This window comes from Enterobacter cloacae complex sp. IR5459 (assembly GCF_049238005.1).
GTDB classification, from domain to species: Bacteria; Pseudomonadota; Gammaproteobacteria; order Enterobacterales; family Enterobacteriaceae; genus Enterobacter; species Enterobacter hormaechei_C.
On sequence record NZ_JBMKIG010000004.1, the window covers coordinates 389,383 to 412,960 of the forward strand.

At 54.7% G+C, this 23,578-nt stretch carries 23 protein-coding genes; 12 read left to right on the plus strand and 11 right to left on the minus strand.

The window, feature by feature from the left end; genetic code table 11:
* Positions 1-32 precede the first annotated feature (32 nt).
* Entirely contained in the window at positions 33-692 is a 660-nt protein-coding gene (gene yccA / locus ACOTX4_RS11390; RefSeq protein ID WP_003858127.1) for an FtsH protease modulator YccA, read from the plus strand.
* Between the two features lie 88 nt (positions 693-780).
* Positions 781-1,110 (plus strand): sulfurtransferase TusE, encoded by a 330-nt coding sequence (tusE, locus tag ACOTX4_RS11395; RefSeq protein WP_032610197.1) that lies wholly within the window; start codon positions 781-783, stop codon positions 1,108-1,110.
* Here the strand turns inward: tusE and yccX are convergent.
* Positions 1,107-1,388, minus strand: a complete 282-nt coding sequence (gene yccX / locus ACOTX4_RS11400; RefSeq protein WP_017693676.1) for an acylphosphatase — start codon at positions 1,386-1,388, stop codon at positions 1,107-1,109. The two genes, tusE and yccX, sit on opposite strands and share 4 nt — an antisense overlap.
* A 93-nt stretch (positions 1,389-1,481) precedes the next feature.
* Here yccX and rlmI point away from each other — a divergent pair, with 93 nt between their 5' ends.
* The gene (gene rlmI / locus ACOTX4_RS11405) at positions 1,482-2,672 is read left to right on the plus strand and encodes a 23S rRNA (cytosine(1962)-C(5))-methyltransferase RlmI (RefSeq protein ID WP_022650747.1); all 1,191 of its coding nucleotides are present in this window, start codon (positions 1,482-1,484) and stop codon (positions 2,670-2,672) included.
* A gap of 60 nt (positions 2,673-2,732) precedes the next feature.
* Positions 2,733-3,050, plus strand: a complete 318-nt coding sequence (gene hspQ, locus ACOTX4_RS11410) for a heat shock protein HspQ (protein ID WP_003858136.1) — start codon at positions 2,733-2,735, stop codon at positions 3,048-3,050.
* Positions 3,051-3,082: 32 nt separating this feature from the next.
* Here the strand turns inward: hspQ and ACOTX4_RS11415 are convergent, their stop codons facing one another.
* Positions 3,083-3,496, minus strand: coding sequence for a CoA-binding protein (locus ACOTX4_RS11415; RefSeq protein ID WP_003858138.1), 414 nt, complete (start codon positions 3,494-3,496; stop codon positions 3,083-3,085).
* A gap of 171 nt (positions 3,497-3,667) precedes the next feature.
* Here ACOTX4_RS11415 and csgI point away from each other — a divergent pair, with 171 nt between their 5' ends.
* Both csgI and mgsA read left to right on the plus strand, forming a co-directional pair.
* Positions 3,668-4,330: a curli synthesis inhibitor gene (csgI, locus tag ACOTX4_RS11420; protein WP_023315770.1), complete on the plus strand. Its 663-nt coding sequence runs from the start codon at positions 3,668-3,670 to the stop codon at positions 4,328-4,330.
* Between the two features lie 80 nt (positions 4,331-4,410).
* Complete coding sequence (mgsA, locus tag ACOTX4_RS11425; RefSeq protein ID WP_003858146.1) at positions 4,411-4,869, plus strand: methylglyoxal synthase; 459 nt, start codon at positions 4,411-4,413, stop codon at positions 4,867-4,869.
* A 53-nt stretch (positions 4,870-4,922) separates the two neighbouring features.
* On the opposite strand, the gene helD is transcribed toward mgsA, so the two are convergent.
* Positions 4,923-6,977, minus strand: a complete 2,055-nt coding sequence (gene helD / locus ACOTX4_RS11430; protein ID WP_045331463.1) for a DNA helicase IV — start codon at positions 6,975-6,977, stop codon at positions 4,923-4,925.
* Between the two features lie 122 nt (positions 6,978-7,099).
* Here helD and ACOTX4_RS11435 point away from each other — a divergent pair, with 122 nt between their 5' ends.
* Together ACOTX4_RS11435 and yccS are read left to right on the plus strand one after the other, a co-directional pair.
* Positions 7,100-7,546 (plus strand): YccF domain-containing protein, encoded by a 447-nt coding sequence (locus ACOTX4_RS11435; RefSeq protein WP_003858149.1) that lies wholly within the window; start codon positions 7,100-7,102, stop codon positions 7,544-7,546.
* A gap of 18 nt (positions 7,547-7,564) precedes the next feature.
* The gene (gene yccS, locus ACOTX4_RS11440; protein WP_346399468.1) at positions 7,565-9,727 is read left to right on the plus strand and encodes a YccS family putative transporter; all 2,163 of its coding nucleotides are present in this window, start codon (positions 7,565-7,567) and stop codon (positions 9,725-9,727) included.
* Here yccS and ACOTX4_RS11445 read toward each other — a convergent pair.
* On the minus strand, positions 9,684-10,310 hold the full coding sequence (locus ACOTX4_RS11445; RefSeq protein ID WP_023315767.1) for a TfoX/Sxy family DNA transformation protein: 627 nt from the start codon (positions 10,308-10,310) through the stop codon (positions 9,684-9,686). The genes yccS and ACOTX4_RS11445 overlap by 44 nt on opposite strands.
* A 217-nt stretch (positions 10,311-10,527) precedes the next feature.
* Between ACOTX4_RS11445 and sulA the strand changes: the two genes are divergently transcribed.
* Together sulA and ompA are read left to right on the plus strand one after the other, a co-directional pair.
* On the plus strand, positions 10,528-11,037 hold the full coding sequence (gene sulA, locus ACOTX4_RS11450) for an SOS-induced cell division inhibitor SulA (protein ID WP_003858155.1): 510 nt from the start codon (positions 10,528-10,530) through the stop codon (positions 11,035-11,037).
* Between the two features lie 356 nt (positions 11,038-11,393).
* On the plus strand, positions 11,394-12,446 hold the full coding sequence (ompA, locus tag ACOTX4_RS11455) for a porin OmpA (RefSeq protein WP_003858156.1): 1,053 nt from the start codon (positions 11,394-11,396) through the stop codon (positions 12,444-12,446).
* 65 nt (positions 12,447-12,511) lie between these two features.
* Here the strand turns inward: ompA and matP are convergent, their stop codons facing one another.
* Positions 12,512-12,964, minus strand: coding sequence for a macrodomain Ter protein MatP (gene matP / locus ACOTX4_RS11460; protein WP_003858158.1), 453 nt, complete (start codon positions 12,962-12,964; stop codon positions 12,512-12,514).
* Positions 12,965-13,150: 186 nt separating this feature from the next.
* Here matP and ACOTX4_RS11465 point away from each other — a divergent pair, with 186 nt between their 5' ends.
* Together ACOTX4_RS11465 and fabA are read left to right on the plus strand one after the other, a co-directional pair.
* Complete coding sequence (locus ACOTX4_RS11465; protein WP_003858160.1) at positions 13,151-14,911, plus strand: AAA family ATPase; 1,761 nt, start codon at positions 13,151-13,153, stop codon at positions 14,909-14,911.
* Positions 14,912-14,979: 68 nt separating this feature from the next.
* On the plus strand, positions 14,980-15,498 hold the full coding sequence (gene fabA, locus ACOTX4_RS11470; protein WP_000227926.1) for a bifunctional 3-hydroxydecanoyl-ACP dehydratase/trans-2-decenoyl-ACP isomerase: 519 nt from the start codon (positions 14,980-14,982) through the stop codon (positions 15,496-15,498).
* A 71-nt stretch (positions 15,499-15,569) separates the two neighbouring features.
* Here the strand turns inward: fabA and rmf are convergent, their stop codons facing one another.
* The 6 genes from rmf to rlmKL form a co-directional block, all read right to left on the minus strand.
* Positions 15,570-15,737, minus strand: a complete 168-nt coding sequence (rmf, locus tag ACOTX4_RS11475) for a ribosome modulation factor (protein ID WP_003858162.1) — start codon at positions 15,735-15,737, stop codon at positions 15,570-15,572.
* Between the two features lie 254 nt (positions 15,738-15,991).
* Positions 15,992-16,558 (minus strand): membrane integrity-associated transporter subunit PqiC, encoded by a 567-nt coding sequence (gene pqiC, locus ACOTX4_RS11480; protein ID WP_017384809.1) that lies wholly within the window; start codon positions 16,556-16,558, stop codon positions 15,992-15,994.
* Positions 16,555-18,195, minus strand: coding sequence for an intermembrane transport protein PqiB (pqiB, locus tag ACOTX4_RS11485; RefSeq protein WP_421635377.1), 1,641 nt, complete (start codon positions 18,193-18,195; stop codon positions 16,555-16,557). Before pqiB ends, pqiC begins: the two co-directional genes overlap by 4 nt.
* 4 nt (positions 18,196-18,199) lie before the next feature.
* Entirely contained in the window at positions 18,200-19,453 is a 1,254-nt protein-coding gene (gene pqiA / locus ACOTX4_RS11490) for a membrane integrity-associated transporter subunit PqiA (RefSeq protein ID WP_045331473.1), read from the minus strand.
* A 13-nt stretch (positions 19,454-19,466) separates the two neighbouring features.
* Positions 19,467-21,374 carry an ABC transporter ATP-binding protein gene (locus ACOTX4_RS11495; protein ID WP_006809352.1) on the minus strand — a complete coding sequence of 636 codons (1,908 nt, stop codon included), beginning with the start codon at positions 21,372-21,374 and terminating at the stop codon, positions 19,467-19,469.
* 12 nt (positions 21,375-21,386) lie between these two features.
* Complete coding sequence (gene rlmKL, locus ACOTX4_RS11500; protein ID WP_003858171.1) at positions 21,387-23,495, minus strand: bifunctional 23S rRNA (guanine(2069)-N(7))-methyltransferase RlmK/23S rRNA (guanine(2445)-N(2))-methyltransferase RlmL; 2,109 nt, start codon at positions 23,493-23,495, stop codon at positions 21,387-21,389.
* Positions 23,496-23,578: the final 83 nt, after the last annotated feature.

Genomic DNA, 23,578 nt, shown 5'->3' on the forward strand with positions numbered 1-23,578 from the left:
CGCTAATTACATCTGTCATAAGAGAGTGACTCATGGATCGTATAATTACTTCTTCACGCGACCGCACATCGCTACTCAGCACCCATAAGGTGCTGCGCAATACCTATTTCATGCTCAGCCTGACGCTGGCGTTTTCGGCGATCACCGCAACGGCCAGCACCGTACTGATGCTGCCTTCTCCAGGCCTGATCCTGACGCTGGTGGGTATGTACGGTCTGATGTTCCTGACCTACAAAACCGCGGATAAACCGGTGGGTATTCTCTCCGCGTTCGCCTTTACCGGCTTCCTGGGCTACATTCTGGGGCCAATCCTGAATGCCTATCTGTCTGCCGGAATGGGCGACGTGATTGGTATGGCGCTGGGCGGTACCGCGCTGGTGTTCTTCTGCTGCTCGGCCTACGTGCTGACCACCCGTAAGGACATGTCCTTCCTTGGCGGTATGCTGATGGCGGGTATCGTGATTGTACTGGTCGGTATGCTGGCGAACATCTTCCTGCAATTGCCTGCGCTGCATCTGGCAATCAGCGCGGTGTTTATCCTGATTTCATCCGGCGCAATCCTGTATGAAACCAGCAACATCATTCACGGCGGTGAGACGAACTATATCCGCGCCACCGTGAGCCTGTATGTGTCGCTGTACAACATTTTTGTCAGCCTGCTGAGCATCCTGGGCTTCGCCAGCCGCGATTAACTCACCGTGCTGTGAACAGGGCCCCGCTTATGCGGGGCTTTGTTTTTTTGGTAGACTGAGGCGGTTTTTGACTAAAGCGTGAATGAATATGTTGAGTTTTGAAGGCAAAGAGATCGAAACCGATAACGACGGTTATCTGAAAGAGAGCAGCCAGTGGAGCGAAGCGCTGGCGGAGAAAATTGCGGATAACGAAGGAATTACCCTCTCCCCGGAACACTGGGAAGTGGTGCGCTTCGTGCGAGAATTTTACCTTGAATTCAACACGTCGCCAGCTATCCGCATGCTGGTCAAAGCCATGGCGAATAAATTTGGCGAAGAGAAAGGCAACAGCCGTTATCTGTATCGCCTGTTTCCGAAAGGCCCGGCTAAACAGGCGACAAAAATCGCCGGCCTGCCAAAGCCGGTAAAATGCATTTAATAGCGAATACTGAAGTCAGCGTATTCCCGGTCGGGTTGATGCGGTTCCGTTAGCACCTTATCAACCCGCGCGCTGCGCGGCCCGCCCGCTTTCAGCCACGCCACCAGCTTCTCTACCCGATCCGCCTCACCGCAGGCCACAACCTCCACGCTGCCATCATCCATGTTACGCGCATACCCCGTCAGCCCGAGCTGAAGGGCTTCGCGCTGGGTGCTGTAGCGGAATCCGACGCCCTGTACAAGGCCATGGACCCAGGCAATGGTGCAAACATTTGACATCATCCTTCTCCTTATCCGACTGGCGCGTTGCATTTCCTCACTGAAGTCGGGAAAATGGCGGCCATTTCATTGGAATCGACAGAATAGCAAATTATGAGTGTACGTTTAGTGTTAGCCAAAGGGCGCGAGAAGTCATTACTGCGCCGTCATCCCTGGGTCTTTTCCGGCGCGGTTGCCCGCATGGAAGGTAAAGCCAGCCTCGGTGAAACCATCGATATTGTTGACCATCAGGGGAAATGGTTAGCACGCGGCGCATACTCGCCTGCATCTCAGATCCGCGCGCGCGTCTGGACGTTCAATAAAGAAGAAGCCATCGATATCGACTTCTTTGTCCGTCGTCTGCAACAGGCGCAGCAGTGGCGTGAGTGGCTGGCAAAGCGTGACGGGCTGGACAGCTATCGTCTGATTGCCGGAGAGTCCGACGGGCTGCCGGGCGTGACCATCGACCGCTTCGGCAATTTCCTGGTGTTGCAGCTGCTGAGCGCCGGGGCGGAATACCAGCGTGCCGCGCTGATTAGCGCCCTGCAAACCCTGTTCCCGGAATGTGCCATTTACGACCGCAGCGACGTGGCGGTACGTAAAAAAGAGGGCATGGAGCTGACGCAGGGCCCGGTCACCGGCGAACTGCCGCCTGCCCTGCTGCCTATCGAGGAGCACGGCATGAAGCTGCTGGTGGACATCCAGGGCGGCCATAAGACCGGTTATTATCTCGACCAGCGTGACAGCCGTCTGGCAACGCGCCAGTACGTTGCCGATAAGCGCGTGCTGAACTGCTTCTCCTATACCGGCGGCTTTGCGGTCTCTGCCCTGATGGGCGGCTGTGCCCAGGTTGTGAGCGTCGACACCTCACAGGAAGCGCTGGACGTGGCGAAACAGAACGTTGAGCTGAACAAGCTGGATCTGAGCAAAGCGGAGTTTGTGCGCGACGACGTGTTCAAACTGCTGCGTAAATACCGCGACCAGGGCGAGAAATTTGACGTTATCGTGATGGACCCACCGAAGTTTGTAGAAAATAAAAGCCAGCTGATGGGCGCCTGCCGTGGCTATAAAGACATCAACATGCTGGCGATCCAGCTGCTGAACCCGGGCGGCGTGCTGCTGACGTTCTCCTGTTCTGGCCTGATGACGACAGATTTATTCCAAAAAATCATCGCCGATGCCGCAATAGATGCGGGTCGTGATGTACAATTTATAGAGCAGTTCCGTCAGGCCGCCGATCACCCGGTGATCGCTACCTACCCGGAAGGGCTGTATCTGAAAGGGTTTGCCTGTCGCGTCATGTAACTTGAAAAGAGAAATATTGCCCGCACATAGTGTGTATGTAATGTTTCCCGGGAGGTGACTATGATTGCCAGCAAATTCGGTATCGGCCAGCAGGTCCGCCACACCTTGCTTGGATATTTGGGTGTGGTCGTGGATATCGACCCGGAGTATTCCCTTGATGAACCGTCAGCAGACGATCTGGCCGTTGACGCAGAGCTTCGCGCCGCGCCCTGGTATCATGTGGTTATGGAGGGCGACGATGGTCAGCCTGTCCATACCTATCTTGCCGAAGCGCAGCTGAGTGGTGAACTACAGGATGAGCATCCGGAACAACCCACTATGGACGAGCTTGCTCAGACCATCCGCAAACAGTTACAGGCACCAAGACTGCGTAACTAAAGGTGTAAAAAAGCCCGTCAAACGGGCTTTTTTTATTTTGCCAGCCCCAGACGGGGAATATCGATTGCCGGACAGCGATCCATCACCACTTTCAGCCCGGCATCGCGTGCCAGCACGGCCGCCTGCTCATTAATCACGCCCAGTTGCATCCACAGCGTTTTCGCGCCAATGGCGATCGCTTCCTGCGCCACGCCCCAGGCCGCTTCTGAATTACGAAAAACGTCCACCATATCCACCTTTTCCGGCACGTCCGCGAGCGTCGCATAACCCTGCTGACCCAGCAGCGTTTTCCCCGCCACCTTCGGCGAGACCGGGATCACGTGATATCCCTGGTCCAGAAGGTATTTCATGACCCGATAGCTTGGGCGATCCGGTTTATCGCTCGCGCCGACCAGCGCGATAGTGCGCGTGGTCGTCAGAATCTCGACAATGTCGTTCTCTTTCATGCTGTTCCTCCTGGTTTTTTTCAAAGTGTACGTCAAAGCGAACATCTCAACCACGCATCCCATACAGAAGTATGAGGGCAAAACGGCAGAATATGTCTATATGTTAGTAAACGTGTTTATCGAAAAATTTTGATACATTCTTGCTGGGTAGTTTGTCTACAGGAGTCTGCTATGAAAACCGGCATTGCCTGGGCTGTGGTTGCGTTAATCATGCCGGTTTGTGTTTTCGCAACTACTCTCAGACTCACAACCGACATTGACCTGCTGGTGCTGGACGGGAAAAAAGTCTCCAGCTCCCTGCTGCGGGGCGCAGACAGCATCGAGCTGGATAACGGCCCGCACCAGGTGGTTTTTCGGGTGGAAAAGACCATTCGCCTCGCCGACAACGAACAGCAGGTGTACATTTCGCCTCCGCTGGTGGTCAGCTTTAATACCCAGCGTATCAGCCAGGTCAATTTTCGTCTCCCGCGCCTTGAGACAGAAAAGGAGTCACTGGCATTTGATGCCTCGCCGCGCATTGAACTGGTGGACGGGGATTCCATGCCCATCCCGGTAAAGCTGGATATTCTGGCGCTGACAAAAAGGCCAAAGGGAACTGACTATGAAGCGGACACCGAGACCTACAACAGGGCCAGCAGGCGCGCCTCGCTGCCCCAGTTCGCCACCATGATGGCGGATGACAGTACCCTGCTTTCGGGCGTATCGGAGCTGGATGTACTCCCCCCTCAGTCGCAGACCCTTACTGAGCAACGTCTCAAGTTCTGGTTCCAGAATGCCGATCCGGACACGCGCGCCCGTTTTCTGCAATGGGCGAAACAGCAACCTTCGTCGTAAGCCACATTTTTTTGTCCTTTCTCTTGCAGCATCAGTCAGTTCCCGTCATCGTGTAGCGAGGTAACCTCACGGATAAGATTATGGAACTGACAACACGCACACTTCCGGCGCGCAAGCACATTGCTCTGGTTGCGCACGATCACTGTAAACAAATGCTGCTTAACTGGGTTCGTCGCCATCAGCCTCTTTTACAGCATCATGCCCTTTCTGCTACGGGAACAACCGGCAACCTGATCCACCGCGAAACTGGTCTGGAAGTGAATGCCATGCTGAGCGGCCCGATGGGGGGTGACCAGCAGGTAGGCGCTCAGATTTCAGAAGGTAAAATTGACGTTCTGATTTTCTTCTGGGATCCGCTGAACGCGGTTCCGCATGATCCGGACGTTAAAGCGCTGCTGCGGCTGGCTACGGTGTGGAACATTCCGGTAGCCACCAATCTTTCAACGGCAGATTTCATCATTGAATCGCCGCAGTTTAACGATCCGGTGGAGATTTTGATCCCGGATTATCAGCGTTATCTTGCGGAGAGACTGAAGTAGTTTTTTGCCCGGTGGCGCTGCGCTTACCGGGCCTACAGAATTTGCCCGGCGCGTTACGGCTTTCTCGTCACCGGCACGTCAATACTCTTCAAAATATCGACAAACACCGACGGCTCCTCTTTGTTGAACAAGAGCCACACGCGATGGCGCGCGCGGGTTATCGCCACGTACAGTAAGCGCCGCTCCTCTGCATCCGGAAAATCTTCCGGAACAGGTAATAACGCCTCTTCCATCACGGATTCCCGCGCCGGCGCCGGGAAACCGTCGCTCCCCTCTTTTAGCCCCACCACAATCACGTAGTCGGCCTGCTGCCCTTTACTGGCATGAATGGTCATGAAATCGAGCTGTAGTTTTGGCCAGCGCGTCGCCGCTTTTTCCAGCGCCGTCGGCTTGAGGTGGTGGTAACGCGCCAGCACCAGAATTCGTTCATCCGGTTTCGCATAGCCGCTCAGTTTATCCAGCAGCGGTTCCAGCTGATCGTCCGCCAGCAGCGTGACGGCCTTTTTATCCCCAGACCTCAGGCTGTTAAGCGGTTTCGACAGCTGATGCGGGTTCTGCTGAATAAAACGGTTGGCTATTTCGCCAATCCGCGAGTTGAAGCGGTAGGTGGTGTCCAGATCGCTGCGATCGCCTTCCCCAAAATAGTGGTGGAAGGCCGTCGTGAGAGAAAGTTGCGCCCCGCTGAAACGGTAGATAGCCTGCCAGTCATCGCCCACGGCAAACAGCGACGTGTGTTTATTCTGCGCCCGCAGCGCCGAAAGCAGCGCAGCGCGCTGCGGCGAGATGTCCTGAAACTCATCCACCAGAATGTGTTTCCACGGGCTGACGAAGCGCCCTTTCTCCAGAATGATAATGGCCTGATGGATCAGCCCCGAAAAATCGACCGCGTTTTCGTCTTTCAGCGCGGTTTTCCACGCTTTCAGCATCGGCGCCATCAGCTTAACCCGCTTAGAAAACACGGCGCGGATCGACTCCGGTGCGCTTTCTATCATCTCCGCCTGAGAGCCGCCGTGCATGCGCATCAGGCTTACCCACCGGTCAAGACGAGAGCCCAGCCGGCGCGCCAGCTTTTCATCCTGCCAGAAGCTGCCCTCCGGCACCTCCCAGTTGAGTTCCTCTTCAAGCCACTGACGCCAGCCTTTCGCCTGCGCCTTTTTTTCACTGCACTGCTGACGCCATGCCTTGATAAACAGCGTCTGGCGAGCCTGAGCGTCGTTCTCCAGCTTGCTGACAACAGGGACATTTTTGCTGCCCTGTTGAATGATGTGTAAAGCGAGGGAGTGGAACGTGCGCGCCGAGATATCCTGGGTATGCAAACGCGCCTGAATGCGCTCATCCATCTCCTGCGCCGCCTTGCGACCAAAGGCCAGCAGCAAAATCTGGTCGGCAACCGCCTCGCCCGTTGTCAGAAGCCAGCCCGCGCGTGCCACCAGCACCGACGTTTTGCCGCTCCCGGCGCCTGCCAGCACTAAAAGAGACTGCTCGCCATTCACCACGGCGCGCGCCTGGGCAGGATTGAGGGGCGATGATTCCACCGTACTGAAAAAATCGGCATATTGCGTAAGCATCGCCTCAGTCCAGGCCTGGTTATGCGCCAGACGGCTTTTCTCGATATCGTTCAGCCAGGCCTGACACTTCCGCCACGCGTCGCGGCAGTTATCAAATTCCTCAAGCCGCGCCACCGGTAAAGGCAATGCCGTCAGCGCCTGGGCAATTTTTTGCTGAAGCCCGGCGGTTTGCTGGCGCGTCAGCCACTTCTGCTGCGTATTGCTTAGCGCGATATCGTCCAGCACCTGTTGCAGCACCTGTGCGGCTATCACGCTCATCTCCTGGCTCCACTGTTGCCAGCGCGTATTCAGATGGTAGTGGAAGCGTTGGGTTTCCGCCCACTCGGTCCCGTGAAGCCGCACCACTTTGTCTGACGGCAAGACGAACTCCAGCTCCCCCCATACCAGCCCTCGTTTACAATGAATGGCCAGTAGCTGATTAAACGGAATAAGGTATTCGTGGCGTTCCCCGGAGACTTTCACTCCCGCATTGAGAAGGACAACCTTGTCGTAAGGGTGCTGCGCCAGGCGTTTGCCCATTGAAGTTGCTTTCAGTTCCATATCCTGCCGGATCCACGAGGTCATAATTTGTCAGACAGTTTAACTGCCAGTTTTAAGGTGCTCCAGCCCAAAAAAACGTTACAATCACCGGGCGTTAATCATATCGAAGGAAATGAGGGTTTATGCGTACCGTTCTGAATGTGTTGAATTTTGTCCTTGGCGGTTTTGCCACCACCCTTTCCTGGCTTTTTGCCACCCTGGTGAGCATTGTGCTCATCTTCACCCTTCCGCTGACGCGCTCCTGCTGGGAAATCACCAAACTGTCCCTCGTTCCTTATGGAAATGAAGCCGTGCACGTGGATGAGCTGGAGCCGGAAAGAAAAAATGCCCTGATGAATACCGGCGGCACGCTGCTGAATATTTTATGGCTGATCTTCTTTGGCTGGTGGCTGTGTCTGATGCATATTTTCGCCGGCATCGCCCAGTGCATTACGATTATTGGCATTCCGGTTGGCATCGCTAATTTCAAAATTGCCACCATCGCCCTGTGGCCGGTAGGACGCCGAGTTGTCCCGGTCGAAGTCGCGCAAGCCGCGCGTGAAGCCAATGCCCGTCGTCGTTTTCAGTAATAAGGACTGGCCGCTCTCATGCTAAGCCCCCTGCTTCGTCGCTATACATGGAACAGTAACTGGCTGTATAACGTCAGGATTTTTATCGCCCTCTGCGGCACCGTCGCTCTGCCGTGGTGGCTGAATGATGTGAAGCTCACCATCCCCCTCACGCTTGGGGTGGTGGCCGGTGCGCTGGCGGATCTCGACGACCGCCTGGCCGGTCGTTTGCGTAATCTGGTCATCACGCTGGTCTGCTTCTTTATTGCTTCCGCCTCCGTTGAGCTGCTTTTCCCGTGGCCCTGGCTGTTTGCCTTAGGGCTGACGGTGTCCACCAGCGGCTTCATTTTGCTCGGCGGCCTCGGGCAACGCTACGCCACTATCGCGTTTGGCGCCCTGCTGATTGCCATTTACACCATGCTGGGCGTCTCTCTTTACGAGCAGTGGTATCAGCAACCGGTCCTGCTGCTGTTGGGTGCTATCTGGTATAACCTGCTGACCTTAACCGGGCATCTTATTTTTCCGGTTCGTGCCTTACAGGACAACATTGCCCGCAGTTACGAACAGCTGGCCCACTATCTGGAGCTGAAATCCCGGCTGTTTGATCCGGATATTGAAGAGGACAGTCAGGCGCCCCTGTACGATCTGGCGCTGGCAAATGGCCAGCTGGTCGCCACGCTGAATCAGACCAAAGCGTCTCTGCTCACCCGTCTGCGCGGCGATCGCGGTCAGCGCGGTACACGGCGCACACTGCACTACTATTTTGTCGCCCAGGATATTCACGAGCGCGCCAGCTCCTCGCATGTGCAGTACGCTGACCTGCGCGAGAAATTCCGCTATAGCGACGTGATGTTCCGTTTCCAGCGCCTGCTGTCGATGCAGTCTCAGGCCTGCCAGCAACTTGCGCGCTCAATACTGCTGCGCACGCCCTATCAGCACGATCCGCGCTTTGAACGCGCATTCAGCCACCTGGATGCGGCGCTCGATCGCGTTCAGGCCAGTGGGACATCACCGGAACAGTTCAAAGCCCTGGGATTCCTGCTCAACAACCTGAGAGCCATTGATGCTCAGCTCGCCACCATTGAGTCTGAACAGGCGATGGCGATGCCGGGCAATGACGCTGACAACCAGCTTGCCGACGACAGTCTCAACGGTTTCAGCGATATGTGGCTGCGCCTGAGCCGTCATTTTACGCCGGAATCCGCCCTCTTTCGCCATGCGGTAAGGATGTCGCTGGTACTGTGCGTCGGCTACGCGTTTATCCAGATAACAGGATTGCACCACGGCTACTGGATCCTGTTGACCAGCCTGTTTGTCTGCCAGCCGAACTATAACGCTACCCGCCATCGGCTCGCGCTGCGTATTGTCGGGACATTAGTCGGGGTCGCCATCGGGCTGCCGGTGCTCTACTTTGTGCCATCCGTAGAAGGGCAACTGATCCTGATTGTGATTACCGGTGTACTGTTCTTCGCTTTCCGCAATGTGCAGTATGCCCACGCCACGATGTTCATCACGCTGCTGGTGCTGCTCTGCTTCAATCTGCTGGGTGAAGGCTTTGAGGTGGCCCTCCCCCGTGTGATTGACACGCTAATCGGCTGCGCCATCGCCTGGGCGGCGGTGAGTTTTATCTGGCCTGACTGGCGTTTCCGAAATTTACCGCGGGTGTCCGACAGAGCAATGAACGCCAACTGCCGCTACCTGGATGCTATTCTTGAGCAATACCATCAGGGTCGCGATAACCGTCTGGCCTATCGGATTGCCCGTCGCGATGCGCATAACACTGACGCAGAGCTGGCTTCCGTTGTCTCGAATATGTCAACTGAGCCGCGCGCTACGGCAGAAATCCGTGAGACAGCCTTCCGCCTGCTGTGTCTGAACCACACGTTCACCAGCTATATCTCTACCCTTGGCGCCCACCGAGAGAAACTGACGAATCCGGGCATCCTGGCGCTGCTGGACGACGCCGTTTGCTACGTTGATGATGCGCTTCATCATCAACCTTCGGATGAGCCACGGGTTCACCAGGCACTGGATGAACTGGTGCAACGTATCGCACACCTTGATCCAGGCACCGACAACAAAGCTCCACTGGTCCTTCAGCAAATTGGCCTGCTTATCGCTTTGCTGCCGGAAATTTGTCGGCTGCGACAGCAGATCGCTACCTGGCGGAATGATGGCCCTGCGACTCAGGCAGCGCATTAAACCACTCCGTAAGCTCCCGGCGAATATCCGCCGGGAGTGCCGCTTCATGTAACCCTTCAATCGCGCCTTCAAGCGCGAACAATACCCGGATACTCAGCGCTTTATTCTTCGAGCGCATTTTCAGCCAGCTCGTCTTCGCCCCCAACTGTCGTAGCGTCTCTTCATTGGTAATGCCCGCCTCCATAAGCAGGACCTCAATCTGAAAGGTCAGGTTCGGCAGATCTTTAAGCCGGTTACGCTGATGGCGCTGGTAGCGCTCTTTCCTGGCGGCATCGAGCGCAAACGAGGAGAGCTGAAGCAGTTTTTCCCTGTTTTGCCACAGACCTTCGTCCACACGGTAGTAATTAAGCAGCACTGGGCGTCCTCGTTTCATCAGGGTCAGAAAAGAGGAAGCGTTTTTTACACAGTATTTTGCACTTTGCTCACAGGCGCGAAGGTACAGCTCGCCGTCAGACACCATCGCGAACACCGCTTCATCCACGGCCAGGGTATAACCGCCAAACAGGGCGCGATGATGAATTTCGCCCAGCGGAGAGAGGTATTCTTGAGATTGATAAATCCGCTCATAAGATATCTTTTTCATGATAATTCCATTAAAAATCATACAGTAACCACGATATTTCTTACTAACGGATCCGTTAGCAGGAAAATAGGCAACTTATTGCCGTTGGGCAAGATGATTTTTTCATGTTCACCAGGAATGGATGAAATTTGCGAGTCGCTTTCCGAAAATGAGGTTGATCTTTATGCATACAGGGGTTACTGTATATCCATACAGTAACTACAGGGCTGGAATGATTATGTACACTTCAGGCTATGCAAATCACTTAACACCTTCTACTTCTGCCGCAGGCAATGCTGCGCAGAATTCTATCGGGCGTGAATCGACAGGGCTTATCAGTGAAGTGGTTTACCGTGAAGACCAGCCGCTGTTGACACAACTCTTACTCCTGCCGCTTTTGCAGCAGCTCGGGCAACAGTCTCGCTGGCAGCTCTGGCTGACGCCACAGCAAAAATTAAGTCGCGAATGGGTTCAGTCGGCTGGGCTGCCGTTAGCGAAGGTGATGCAGATTAATCAACTCTCCCCTTGCGATACGGTCGAGTCGATGGTCCGGGCATTACGTACCGGGAACTATAGCGTCGTGATTGGGTGGTTGCCTGAGGATCTGTCGCAAGAAGAACATTTGCGTCTGACTGAAGCGGCTGAAGAAGGTAACGCGATGGGTTTCATCATGCGGCCAGTTCGTGGAGATTCCTATCGCAGAGGACAACATCCCGCGCTAAAAATTCACTCGAATGTGTACCATTGAGTGATTTTAAGAGTTTTCCTGGAATTTTTTTCGACCGCAGTATGCAAAAAAAGTTCAACGCGCCAAAACTGCGGCAAGTCTTGTCTGACGCGGTTCTCGTTAATTTTACTGCACAAAATTCGTTCAAAAATTGTTAAATATTAGGTATACGGAACTTTTTTTTTCATATGCCTGACGGACTTCACACTTGTAAGTTTTCAGCTACGTTGTAGACTTTACATCGCCAGGGGTGCTCGGCCTAAGCCGAAGATATCGGTAGGTTTATATTTGACCACGCCCCCCGGTGAAGGATTTAACCGTGATTCCTCCGATGGAGATATTCATGGCAAATTTTGGATGATAACGAGGCGCAAAAAATGAAAAAGACAGCTATCGCGATTGCAGTGGCACTGGCTGGCTTCGCTACCGTAGCGCAGGCCGCTCCGAAAGATAATACCTGGTATGCAGGTGGTAAACTGGGTTGGTCTCAGTTCCATGACACCGGTTGGTACGACAGCGCAAACAACAATGATGGCCCAACTCATGAGAGCCAGCTTGGTGCAGGTGCGTTCGGTGGCTATCAGGTTAACCCGTATGTTGGCTTTGAAATGGGTTACGACTGGTTAGGTCGTATGCCTTACAAAGGCAACGAAACCAATGGCGCTTTCAAAGCTCAGGGCGTACAGCTGACCGCTAAACTGGGTTACCCAGTAACTGACGATCTGGACGTGTACACCCGTCTGGGCGGCATGGTATGGCGTGCAGACTCCAGCAACAGCCGTGCTGGTGACGACCACGACACGGGTGTTTCCCCAGTATTCGCTGGTGGCGTTGAGTGGGCAATGACCCGTGACATCGCTACCCGTCTGGAATACCAGTGGGTTAACAACATCGGTGACGGTGCTACCGTTGGCGTTCGTCCAGACAACGGCATGCTGAGCGTTGGTGTTTCTTACCGTTTCGGTCAGCAGGAAGATGCGCCAGTCGTAGCTCCAGCTCCGGCTCCAGCGCCAGAAGTACAGACCAAGCACTTCACTCTGAAGTCTGACGTTCTGTTCAACTTCAACAAAGCTACCCTGAAACCAGAAGGTCAGCAGGCACTGGATCAGCTGTACACCCAGCTGAGCAACCTGGATCCTAAAGACGGTTCTGTAGTGGTTCTGGGCTTCACCGACCGTATCGGTTCTGACGCTTACAACCAGGGTCTGTCTGAGAAACGTGCTCAGTCTGTAGTTGATTACCTGGTATCTAAAGGTATCCCAGCTAACAAGATCTCCCCACGTGGTATGGGCGAATCTAACCCAGTTACCGGTTCTACCTGTGACAACGTGAAACCACGCGCTGCACTGATCGACTGCCTGGCACCAGATCGTCGCGTAGAGATCGAAGTTAAAGGTATCAAAGACGTTGTAACTCAGCCTGCGGCATAAGTTATCGTCTTATAAAAAAACCCCGCCATGCGGGGTTTTTTATTATCTGAAGAAAAGCAAAACGCTTATTTTTTACCTAACAGTGCCTGTAGATCGTTCTTCAGCGTCGACATCTGGCTGGCATACTTCTCTTTGTGCTCGGCATCTTCAATCAGCTGCACCACCGTTTCCGACAGGGTTTTCCCGCGCCGTTGCGCAAGCCCGGCCAGACGCTGCCAGACCATAAACTCCAGGTCGATGGATTTCTTACGGGTGTGCTGATGCTCGGCATTGAAATGCCGTTTACGACGAGCACGGATAGTTTGCTTCATCCGGTTTAACAGGGCCGGATTAATGTGTTTCTCAATCCAGCCGTTGACCAGTACCGGTTCGTTTTCGAGGGTCAGCAACATATCCACAGCTTCTTGCGCCGCGCTGGCTTCGATGTAGCAGGTGATCAGCTCCCCTTCACGGTGCTTTTTGACCAGGTACTTCCATTTCCAGCCGCTTTCGAGGTTTTCCAGTTGTTGATATTTCATTGCGATCTCAGTGTTACCGTGTAACTCTGTTCAGAATATCAGTTTTTTGGCAATCTGCTGAAAAGAAATCATATCCTGTGAAACGCCGCAGGCGATCCGCATGACGAAAACCCGAATCCTGATTGGGCAGAGTGCGCCGCTTACGGTATACTCCACGGTTTTACTTCTGACTAAAAAACATCAACTTTGACCATTACGAAACTTGCATGGCGTGACCTGGTTCCGGATACCGAGAGCTATCAGGAGCTGTTTGCACAGCCAGACCTCACAAAAGAACACGAATTCATACTTAGCGATACACAACCGCGTTTGCATTACGCGTTGGAGCAGATGTCATCCCCATGGGCTACATCTCCTTTCATGCTGCTCAAAGCCCCGGAAGAAGCCGAGTATCTGACGCTTCTCGGTGATGCCATGCGCCAGTTGCAGCCAAAAACGAATGCCGTTTTTGGTGGCCAGTATCATATTGCCGGACGTGAGGTGACGTACGAACCTGCCACGCAGGCAGACGGACAGTTCGCTGCAAAAGGCGAGGTGATCACCGCCAACTGGGTGGAAGCAGAACAGCTGTTCGGCTGCCTTCGTCAGTTCAATGGCGATGTGTCACTGCAACCGGGGCTGGTACACCGCGCGAATGGCGGCGTGTTGCTCATTTCCCTTCGCACCCTGCTTGCTCAGCCTCTGCTGTGGATGCGCCTGAAAACGGTGGTGACGCAGCAACGTTTTGACTGGGTAGGCTACGACGATTCGCGTCCGCTGCCTGTATCCATTCCGTCTATGCCGCTGTCGCTGACCGTCGTGCTGACGGGCGACCGTGAATCTCTGGCTGATTTCCAGGAAATGGAGCCAGAACTCGCGGAGCAGGCTGTCTATAGCGAATTTGAAGATAATATTCAGATCGCCGATGCCGATGACATGGCGCAGTGGTGTCAGTGGGTTATGGCCGTGGCGGAACGTTTCGCACTGCCCTCGCCTGCCGAGGATGCGTGGCCGGGCTTAATCCGCGAGGCCGTACGCTACACTGGCGATCAGGAAACCCTGCCGCTCTGCCCGCTCTGGATCGGTAAACAGCTGCGTGAAGTGGGGGTTATCAGCGGTAACGGTCCGTTTACCGGTGAGCAGCTTAGCCAGATGCTGGCCCAGCGTGAATGGCGTGAAGGTTATCTTGCTGACCGTATGCAGGATGAAATTCTGCTGGAACAGATTCTGGTGGAGACCGAAGGCGAACGTATCGGGCAAATCAACGCCTTGTCCGTCATCGAGTTCCCCGGACACCCGCGCGCCTTTGGTGAGCCTTCCCGTATCAGCTGTGTCGTACACATTGGTGACGGCGAATTTACCGATATCGAACGCAAGGCCGAACTGGGCGGAAACATTCATGCCAAAGGCATGATGATCATGCAGGCGTTCCTGATGTCTGAACTTCAGCTCGAGCAGCAGATCCCCTTCTCTGCCTCGTTGACCTTTGAACAGTCCTACAGTGAAGTCGACGGCGACAGCGCCTCAATGGCGGAGCTGTGTGCCGTGATCAGCGCGCTTGCAGACGTGCCGATTAACCAGAATATTGCGATTACCGGGTCCGTGGATCAGTTTGGCCGTGCCCAACCGGTGGGCGGACTGAATGAGAAAATCGAAGGCTTCTTCGCAATCTGCCAGCAGCGCGGTTTAAACGGCAAACAGGGCGTGATTATTCCGGCACCTAACGCTCGCCATTTGAGCCTGAGCCAGGCGATTCTGGATGCGGTAGAGCAGGAACAATTCACCGTCTGGGCCATCGAAGGGGTTGAGGATGCACTACCCTTACTGACAAACCTGGTCTGGGACGGCGAAGGCCAGACAACCCTGATGCAGACCATTCAGGAACGTATAGCTCAGGCGACACAGCAGGATGCTCGTCATCGTTATCCGTGGCCGTTACGCTGGTTAAGTTGGTTTAGTGCGAACTGATCGGACTTGTTCAGCGTACACGTGTTAGCTATCCTGCGTCCTTCACTAAAATAAGGCTTACTGAGAACATGGTAGATAAACGCGAATCCTATACTAAAGAAGACCTTCTTGCCTCTGGTCGCGGTGAACTGTTTGGCGCGAAAGGCCCGCAGTTACCAGCCCCAAATATGCTGATGATGGACCGTGTCGTGAAAATGACCGAAACCGGCGGCAACTTTGATAAGGGTTACGTAGAAGCAGAACTCGATATCAACCCGGACCTGTGGTTCTTCGGTTGCCACTTTATTGGCGATCCGGTAATGCCTGGCTGCCTGGGCCTCGATGCCATGTGGCAGCTGGTTGGCTTCTATCTGGGCTGGCTTGGCGGTGAAGGCAAAGGCCGTGCGTTGGGCGTAGGCGAAGTGAAATTCACCGGTCAGGTTCTGCCTACCGCGAAGAAAGTCACCTACCGTATCCATTTCAAACGCATCGTTAACCGCCGCCTGATTATGGGCCTGGCGGACGGTGAAGTGCTGGTAGATGGTCGCCTGATCTATACCGCGAACGACCTGAAAGTGGGTCTGTTCCAGGATACCTCCGCTTTCTGATAACGGCTTTTAGCCCCATCCAGAAAGGCGAAACCTCCGCATTGCGGAGGTTTCTTTTTAAAGAGACGGTATCAAGCAAGTACTGCCCTGTCTCCGATGGCTTCTCGCCAGCCCCCTAGCCATTGGGACCTTTGATTCAGGGCCTGATAGGGACACATTTCTTTTGAACGTCCGGCGATGCCAGCCTGATAACCACGTTGATGAGCCCTTTCCAGGCGATCTCGTTTCTGTCTCTTCATGCCTCGTTTCCCTCATTCTTTTGTCTGGTGGAAAGAAAACAGTGGTTGCAATATGTGCAAGCACAGTTAACGAATACCCCGAATCGACGTCAGCGTCAACGTTCAAAATTCATACGGGTGTCATATTTGTGAGCTACATGGAAGATCGTTTGTACAAAAAATGTGACGCGGGACAAGTAACAACCTGAACGCAAAACGAAAAAAAAGCCGCAATCAGCAAGAAGCTGAGTGCGGCTTTCGTCGATGAATTTTACTTATGGCAGGCGGGAAATCTCTCTTGCGATAGCAGCCGACTCCTGTGCCCATCCCTGCGCAAGTACTTTCACCATTTCGTCATAGCCATCTTTCTGCTGCTTGAGTTCAAGATGAAAAGGACGCTTAATCAGCTGACCCTGATGATTCAGCAGCCACTCCCCGCTGATAACAACGGCACCATCATAGCGGCCATGGAATCCCGTCACGTTAACATTCAGAGTGTCCTGATCGCTTCCCAGAGGCTGCGAGGCAACGACCCAACCGGGGAGCTGGCTGCTCAGATTCGCCACCAGCGTATTGCGTAGCTGCTGATCCAGCGGGCTGGCCCACAGGTTATTGTTGGCGATTACGTACTGCACATCGCTGGTCTGGTAGACCACCCCGTTGCCCGCCAGGTAATCTGGCACGGCAACCTGTTCAACCCACAGCAGACGGCTGCCCTGCGAGGTGCTGCTCTGCGCACCGGACTGGGCGCTTAACGGCAGCTGGTAGTAGCTTTTGTTATCGCTTCCAGAGCTACAGGCCGTTAATACCAGTGCGCCTGCGATGATTAGCCATTTTTTCATTGTTTCGCCCTCTTAGGCTCAGGATCCTTTTTGTCTTTCGCTTCAAACACCAGTGCGTTGCTCTTTTCATTGAGCGTTTTCAGAACGGGCTGTAGCTCGCGTAAAACCTGATCAAGACGTTGCATATCCGCCACCATCTTGTTGTAGGCCGCTGAGCCCGGCTGGAAGCCCTGCATACTACGATTCAGTTCGCGCAACGTTTTCTGCATATCCTGCGGCAGCTGCTGCATGGACTGGTTAGCGGTGATCTTGTTGATATTATCCAGCGTGGTTTGCAGACGTAGCATCGTTGCCTGGCTCTGATGCAGTGATCCCGTCGCAGCTTCAAGCATTGGATTCAGCGGCAGATTGTTGATCTTATCCAGCGTTTCCATCAGGCGCTGTTGGATCTGCGCCAGGCCACTGCTGACCGTAGGAATGATTTTGTAGCCACCAAATTCACGGATACCCGTCATTGGTGGCGCTTTTGGATAGAAGTCCATATCGACATACAACGCCCCTGTGACCAGGTTGCCGGTTTTCAGCGAGCCGCGCAGCCCGCGATTCAGCAGGTCGCTGATATGCTCCCCAATATCCTGGTCCTCGCCTATCTGGTTAATCAAACGCTCAGGCTCAATGCGGATCAGCACCGGAATACGATAATCATCATCAAGCATCTGCTTCAGTCCCGGAACAAAGTAAGGCACTTGTCCCACTGTCCCCAGACGAATACCGCGGAACTCAACTGGCGCCCCTGGCTGCAAGCCGCGTACAGAGTCCTTAAAGAACATCAGGTAGTCGATGTGATCGGTATAGAGCGCATCCTGAATGCTTTTATGATCGTCAAACAGTCTGAAGGCGGTTTTCTCCGCCACCGGTTGTCCCAGATCTATACCTTCCGGCACGTCAAAACTGACGCCCCCACCAAACAGCGTGGTGAGTGAACCCATCTCAACGCGCATCCCCGCAGAGGTGAGATCTACCGCGATCCCGCTGTCTTTCCAGAAGCGAACGTTGCTGGTCACCAGGCGGTCATTAGGCGCGTTGATAAATAGCTGATAGCTGATGGTCCGTTTTTGCGGATCGAAGGTGCTTGTTTCAACCGAACCGACGCGATACCCACGGAACAGCACCGGATCGCCCGGCGAGAGCTGGCCCGCTTTTTTACTGTCCAGAATAACGCGGATCCCTTTTGCATCCGGTGGCGCAAGCGGCGGTGAATCCAGCAGCTGATAGTTTGCTGGCTGGGCGCCTTTGTTGCCGGGCTGGAGTTCAATATAAGCCCCGGACAATAGCGTCCCTAAGCCGCTGATCCCTTCTCTACCAACCTGCGGTTTCACTACCCAAAAAACAGAATCTTCATGGAGCAGTTTTTCCATGCCAGCATTCAGGCGGGCCTTGATTTCAACATGGGTTAAATCATCCGTCAGGGTCGCGCTTTCCACGACACCCACATCTACGCTGCGGCTCTTGATGGTGGTTTTTCCGCCCTCAATCCCCTCTGCATTGGTGGTAATTAGCGTGACTTCCGGTCCCTGATGGCTGTAATGATAAAACAGGATCCATGCACCGATCAGCGCGGTCACGATGGGGAAAATCCACACCGGCGACCAGTTTCTGACCTTCTGCACTTTAGCCTCTCCACTCTTATTTTCCATGCTCTTACTCTTCCTCATGGCTTGAATCGGGCTCACGATCCCACGATAAACGAGGGTCGAAGGTCATGGCCGCAAACATGGTCATAATGACGACCAACGCAAACATCAGCGCTCCCATAGCGGGATAAATACTCATCAGCCCCCCCATACGCACCAGCGCTGAGAGAACCGCAATCACGAACACGTCAATCATCGACCAGCGGCCAACAAATTCCACGACCTCATAAATCAGATGCATGCGCTCGCTGTCTCGCTTACCGTGCCCTTTTGCATCCCAGCAAAGCCAGGCAATGGCAATCATCTTTAAGGTCGGAACCATAATACTGGCGAGGAATATGACGCCTGCTACAGGGTAAGATCCCTCGCTCCACAGCAAAATCACCCCGGCTAGTATGGTCGAGGGCATTCTGTCGCCGAGCAAATCGGTGATCATGATCGGCAAGATATTGGCGGGCAGATAGAGCATGACAGAGGTCACCAGCAGCGCCATGGTCCATTGCAGGCTATTTTTGCGCCGGACGTGACCTTTTGTTTCACAGCGCGGACACACCTCGACATCCGCGGGCAGCACGGCGGTGCAGCACGAGCAGGAGCGAAGCCCCTGACGGATACCCGGTACGCCCACCTTTACCGTCTGCGAGAGCGTCGGCGCCGGGGCAATATCATCCCAGGCCCAGCGTCGGTCCACGCACTGGAACGCGCGCAGTTGCAGCACGCAGTACAGACACCACGGAATAAAGCTGCTGCCAATCCCCACATCGCCGTAGGCCATTAGCTTCACGAAGCTGACCAGGATACCCGCGAGAAAAATTTCCGCCATCCCCCAGCTTTTCAGCTGGAACAGGATCCGCGCGAGTTTGATTTTAAGGGCGATGGGCATCCTGACGCGATTGACCAATAGCAGAATGACGACCAGGCAAAAAGCCGGGACTATCTGCACGAACAGAAGAAAGAAGGTGCCAAGGCTGGCGTAATCTTCCGAGAACATCACGCCTGGAATTTCCAGTAACTCCACCTGGCTTACCATCCCGCCCACTTTCATAGAGATGAAAGGGAAGAGATTGGAGAGCAGTAACATGAACAGGGCTGCCAGCGCATAAGCCGTAGGACGCTGCCTTGGCGCGTCCCACTCGGTCGTCAGCGTAGCGCCGCAGCGCGGGCAGGCAGCTTTATGTCCGTGACCAAGCTCTGGCAACGCCACGAGCATATCGCATTGCGAGCATAATATATGCCGATCGGCATGGTGCTGGTCACACATAGATTATCCCTGTTTATGCGCCGTTTTTCAGAGACTCAAGGTACTCCCAGCGCTCAAATGCCTCTTCCAGCGCCTGTTCAGCCTGGGAGAGTTCAGCCAATACTTTCTGAGTATAGTCGTGAGGCTGCGTAAAGAATGACGCATCAGCGACCTGGATTTGCAGTGCTTCCAGTGCAGCTTCCAGCTCTTCCAGACGCTGCGGCAGCCCCTCCAGCTCGCGCTGCAAGTTATAACTCATTTTAGCAGGAGACTTTTTGACAGTTTCTGCTTTTGCAACAACAGGTTCAGCGACATTTTTAGTCTTCGCCTGTTTTTGCGCCAGCGACTGTGATTGCTGTCCACGCGCGTCATGATAGCCGCCTACATATTGCCCGATGCGCCCTTCGCCTTCGAAGATCCAGCACTCGGTCACGGTGTTATCGACAAACTGACGATCGTGGCTGACCAGCATCACGGTTCCCTGATAACCATCAATCAACTCTTCCAGCAGTTCCAGCGTTTCGACATCCAGATCGTTAGTCGGTTCATCGAGAATCAATAAGTTACTGGGTTTCAGGAACAAACGCGCCAGCAAAAGACGGTTACGCTCACCGCCGGACAGCGCGCGCACCGGCGTCATGGCGCGTTTCGGGTGGAACAGGAAGTCCTGAAGGTAGCCCAGCACGTGACGCGGCTTGCCGTTAACCATGACCTCCTGTTTGCCCTCAGCGAGGTTATCCATCACCGTACGGTCTGGATCCAGCTCTGCGCGGTGCTGGTCGAAGTACGCCACTTCCAGTTTGGTACCGCAGTGGATACGACCGCTGTCGGCCTGGAGCTGACCGAGCATCAGTTTCAGCAGCGTGGTTTTACCGCACCCGTTCGGGCCGATCAGCGCAATTTTGTCGCCGCGCTGAACCTGAGCGGAGAAATCGTTCACCAGCACTTTGCCGTCAACCGAATAATTCACATTCTCCATTTCGAAGACAATCTTGCCCGAGCGGGACGCCTCTTCAACCTGCATTTTGGCGCTCCCCATGACTTCACGGCGTTCGCTACGTTCGCGGCGCATCGCCTTCAGGGCGCGAACGCGGCCTTCGTTACGGGTACGACGGGCTTTGATGCCCTGACGGATCCAGACCTCTTCCTGTGCCAGCTTGCGGTCGAACTCGGCGTTTTGCAGCTCTTCGACGCGCAGGTTCTCTTCTTTCTCCAGTAGATAGGTATCGTAATCGCCCGGGTAAGTCACCAGCTTGCCGCGGTCGAGGTCGACAATGCGCGTGGCCATATTGCGGATGAACGAACGGTCGTGGGAGATGAAGATAATGGTGCCGTTAAAGGTTTTCAGGAACCCTTCCAGCCAGTCAATCGCTTCGATATCCAGGTGGTTCGTCGGTTCGTCCAGCAGCAGCACCTTAGGCCCGCTCACCAGGGCACGGCCCAGCGCCGCTTTACGCAGCCAGCCGCCGGAGAGCGCCGACAGCTCCATATCCGCTTCCAGGCCAAGCTGGGCCAGCACTTCATTAATGCGGTTTTCCAGCTGCCACAGACCGTGGTGATCGAGCATCTCCTGCACTTTTGCCAGCTCGTTGAGATTCTTGTCGCTCGGGTCCGTCATCACCAGATGCGAAATCTCGTGGTAACGCTTGAGGTATTCCGCCTGCTCTGAAATCCCTTCGGCCACAAAATCGTAAACGCTGCCGGTGACGTTACGCGGCGGATCCTGTTGCAGACGAGAGACGATCAGATCCTGCTCGTAAACAATACGGCCGTCATCCAGCCCCTGCTCACGGTTGAGGATTTTCATCAGCGTCGATTTACCTGCGCCGTTACGGCCCACCAGACAGACGCGCTCGTTATCTTCGATATGCAGCTCTGCATTATCGAGAAGCGGTGAGTCGCTGAAAGAGAGCCACGCGCCGTGCATACTAATTAAAGACATTTATTTTTCCTTTCAGACCGCGGAAATCAGCCAGCAGTTGTGGATTTGACGGTTACGGGCAAAGTCCTGAGACAGCGTTTTTTGGCTGATTTCTTGTGCTTTCAGTCCCAGTTCGGCCAGGCCGTCGTGATCCATGCGGAATCCGCGCTTGTTGTTCGAGAACATAATGGTGCCGCCTTTACGCAGCAGGCGCTTCAGGTCGGTCATCAGGCGCAGGTGATCGCGTTGAACGTCAAAGCTATCCTCCATACGCTTGGAGTTAGAGAAGGTCGGCGGATCGATAAAGATCAGGTCAAACTGCTCGTCGGTATCGCGCAGCCAGCCCAGCACGTCGGCCTGTAACAGGCGATGCTGACGACCGGTTAAGCCGTTAAGACGCAGGTTGCGCTCTGCCCACTCCAGATAAGTACGGGACATATCGACCGTGGTGGTGCTACGCGCGCCGCCAAGCCCCGCATGAACGCTGGCGCTGCCGGTATAGGAGAACAGGTTCAGGAAGTCTTTGCCCTTGCTCATCTGGCCCAGCATGCGGCGGGCGATACGGTGGTCGAGGAACAGACCGGTATCAAGGTAGTCGGTCAGGTTAACCCACAGGCGCGCGTTATATTCGCCCACTTCGATGAAGTCACCCTTCTCGCCCATCTTCTGATACTGGTTTTTGCCTTTCTGACGCTCACGGGTTTTCAGCACCAGCTTGTTTGGCGAAATGCCGAGTACGGCGATGGTGGCCGCAATCACATCCAGCATACGCTGACGCGCTTTTTGCGCATCGATAGTTTTCGGCGGGGCGTATTCCTGAACCACTACCCAGTCCGCATAGCGGTCAACCGCCACGTTGTATTCCGGCAGGTCAGCGTCGTACAGGCGATAACATTCGATGCCTTCCTGCTTTGCCCACTTCTCAAATTTCTTCAGGTTTTTGCGCAGGCGGTTGGCGTAATCTTCCGCCACGCCTGACGGTTTGCTATCCGCCGCTATCTCTGCCAGATGGTAGTTTTTCTGCACGCAGTCCAGCGGGCCGTTTTTCGCCTTGAACTGGCGATCGGCACGCAATTGCAGGCAGCTCAGCAGCTCCGGCGAGGCGCTAAACAGGGAGAGGTTCCAGCCGCCGAAATGCGCTTTCATGTTGCGGCCCAGCAGGCTGTGCAGTGCAATCAGCGCCGGCTCGCTGTCCAGACGCTCACCATACGGCGGGTTGCTGATCACCGTACCGTACGGGCCTTTTGGCAACGGGTTGGTCAGGTTCGCCACGTCTTTCACCTCGAAGGTGACCAGCTCGCCGATACCGGCACGACGGGCGTTGCTGCGCGCACGTTCAATCACCCGTGCATCGCTGTCCGAACCGTAAAAGTGAGAGGTGTATTCCGCCAGCCCTTTACGGGCGCGGGTCTGCGCATCGTCTTTGACCTCTTTCCAGATGGCCTCATCGTGCTGCGCCCAGCCTTTGAAGCCCCAGTGGCCGCGGTGCAGCCCTGGCGCACGGTCGGTGGCCAGCATCGCGGCTTCAATCAGCAGCGTACCGGAACCGCACATCGGATCGAGCAGCGGCGTACCTGGCTGCCATCCGGAGCGCATCACGATAGCGGCAGCCAACGTTTCTTTGATCGGCGCCATCCCGGTGCGATCGCGATAACCGCGCAGATGCAGGCCTGCGCCGCTCAGATCAAGGGAAATACTGGCCGTATCGCCGTTCAGCCAGACGTTGATACGCAGATCCGGGTTTTCACGGTCAACGTTCGGACGTTCTTTATTACGACGCGTGAAGCAGTCCACAATGGCATCCTTAACGCGCAGGGCACCGTACTGGCTGTTGCGGATCTCATCGTTGACGCCGTTGAAATGCACCGCAAAGGTGGCGTCCGGGGTGAAGATCTCTGTCCAGTCGATCATCTGTACGCCGGTGTAGAGATCAAGATCGCTGTAGACCTTGCACTCTTTCATCGGCAGCATGATGCGCGACGCCAGACGGCTCCACATCAGGCTCTGGTAAATAAGCCGCGTGTCGCCCTCAAAATGGACACCACCCTGAACCACCCGGCACTCTTTCGCGCCCAGGGCTTCCAGTTCAGTTTTTAACAGCTCTTCCAGCCCACGGGCCGTACTGGCAAACAGAGAATTCATATCGTCACTTTTACTCATAGAAAATTGTCGCGCATTATAGCTAATATGGCGTGTATGTCATAAAGTTGAAGGCTTATTTTCTT

What these genes read in the sequence shown, in the direction of transcription:
- yccA (WP_003858127.1), top strand. Translation starts at nt 33, where the DNA reads ATGGATCGTATAATTACTTCTTCACGCGACCGCACATCGCTACTCAGC.
- tusE (WP_032610197.1), top strand. Translation starts at nt 781, where the DNA reads ATGTTGAGTTTTGAAGGCAAAGAGATCGAAACCGATAACGACGGTTAT.
- yccX (WP_017693676.1), bottom strand. Translation starts at nt 1,388, where the DNA reads ATGTCAAATGTTTGCACCATTGCCTGGGTCCATGGCCTTGTACAGGGC.
- rlmI (WP_022650747.1), top strand. Translation starts at nt 1,482, where the DNA reads ATGAGTGTACGTTTAGTGTTAGCCAAAGGGCGCGAGAAGTCATTACTG.
- hspQ (WP_003858136.1), top strand. Translation starts at nt 2,733, where the DNA reads ATGATTGCCAGCAAATTCGGTATCGGCCAGCAGGTCCGCCACACCTTG.
- ACOTX4_RS11415 (WP_003858138.1), bottom strand. Translation starts at nt 3,496, where the DNA reads ATGAAAGAGAACGACATTGTCGAGATTCTGACGACCACGCGCACTATC.
- csgI (WP_023315770.1), top strand. Translation starts at nt 3,668, where the DNA reads ATGAAAACCGGCATTGCCTGGGCTGTGGTTGCGTTAATCATGCCGGTT.
- mgsA (WP_003858146.1), top strand. Translation starts at nt 4,411, where the DNA reads ATGGAACTGACAACACGCACACTTCCGGCGCGCAAGCACATTGCTCTG.
- helD (WP_045331463.1), bottom strand. Translation starts at nt 6,977, where the DNA reads ATGGAACTGAAAGCAACTTCAATGGGCAAACGCCTGGCGCAGCACCCT.
- ACOTX4_RS11435 (WP_003858149.1), top strand. Translation starts at nt 7,100, where the DNA reads ATGCGTACCGTTCTGAATGTGTTGAATTTTGTCCTTGGCGGTTTTGCC.
- yccS (WP_346399468.1), top strand. Translation starts at nt 7,565, where the DNA reads ATGCTAAGCCCCCTGCTTCGTCGCTATACATGGAACAGTAACTGGCTG.
- ACOTX4_RS11445 (WP_023315767.1), bottom strand. Translation starts at nt 10,310, where the DNA reads ATGAAAAAGATATCTTATGAGCGGATTTATCAATCTCAAGAATACCTC.
- sulA (WP_003858155.1), top strand. Translation starts at nt 10,528, where the DNA reads ATGTACACTTCAGGCTATGCAAATCACTTAACACCTTCTACTTCTGCC.
- ompA (WP_003858156.1), top strand. Translation starts at nt 11,394, where the DNA reads ATGAAAAAGACAGCTATCGCGATTGCAGTGGCACTGGCTGGCTTCGCT.
- matP (WP_003858158.1), bottom strand. Translation starts at nt 12,964, where the DNA reads ATGAAATATCAACAACTGGAAAACCTCGAAAGCGGCTGGAAATGGAAG.
- fabA (WP_000227926.1), top strand. Translation starts at nt 14,980, where the DNA reads ATGGTAGATAAACGCGAATCCTATACTAAAGAAGACCTTCTTGCCTCT.
- rmf (WP_003858162.1), bottom strand. Translation starts at nt 15,737, where the DNA reads ATGAAGAGACAGAAACGAGATCGCCTGGAAAGGGCTCATCAACGTGGT.
- pqiC (WP_017384809.1), bottom strand. Translation starts at nt 16,558, where the DNA reads ATGAAAAAATGGCTAATCATCGCAGGCGCACTGGTATTAACGGCCTGT.
- pqiB (WP_421635377.1), bottom strand. Translation starts at nt 18,195, where the DNA reads ATGGAAAATAAGAGTGGAGAGGCTAAAGTGCAGAAGGTCAGAAACTGG.
- pqiA (WP_045331473.1), bottom strand. Translation starts at nt 19,453, where the DNA reads ATGTGTGACCAGCACCATGCCGATCGGCATATATTATGCTCGCAATGC.
- ACOTX4_RS11495 (WP_006809352.1), bottom strand. Translation starts at nt 21,374, where the DNA reads ATGTCTTTAATTAGTATGCACGGCGCGTGGCTCTCTTTCAGCGACTCA.
- rlmKL (WP_003858171.1), bottom strand. Translation starts at nt 23,495, where the DNA reads ATGAATTCTCTGTTTGCCAGTACGGCCCGTGGGCTGGAAGAGCTGTTA.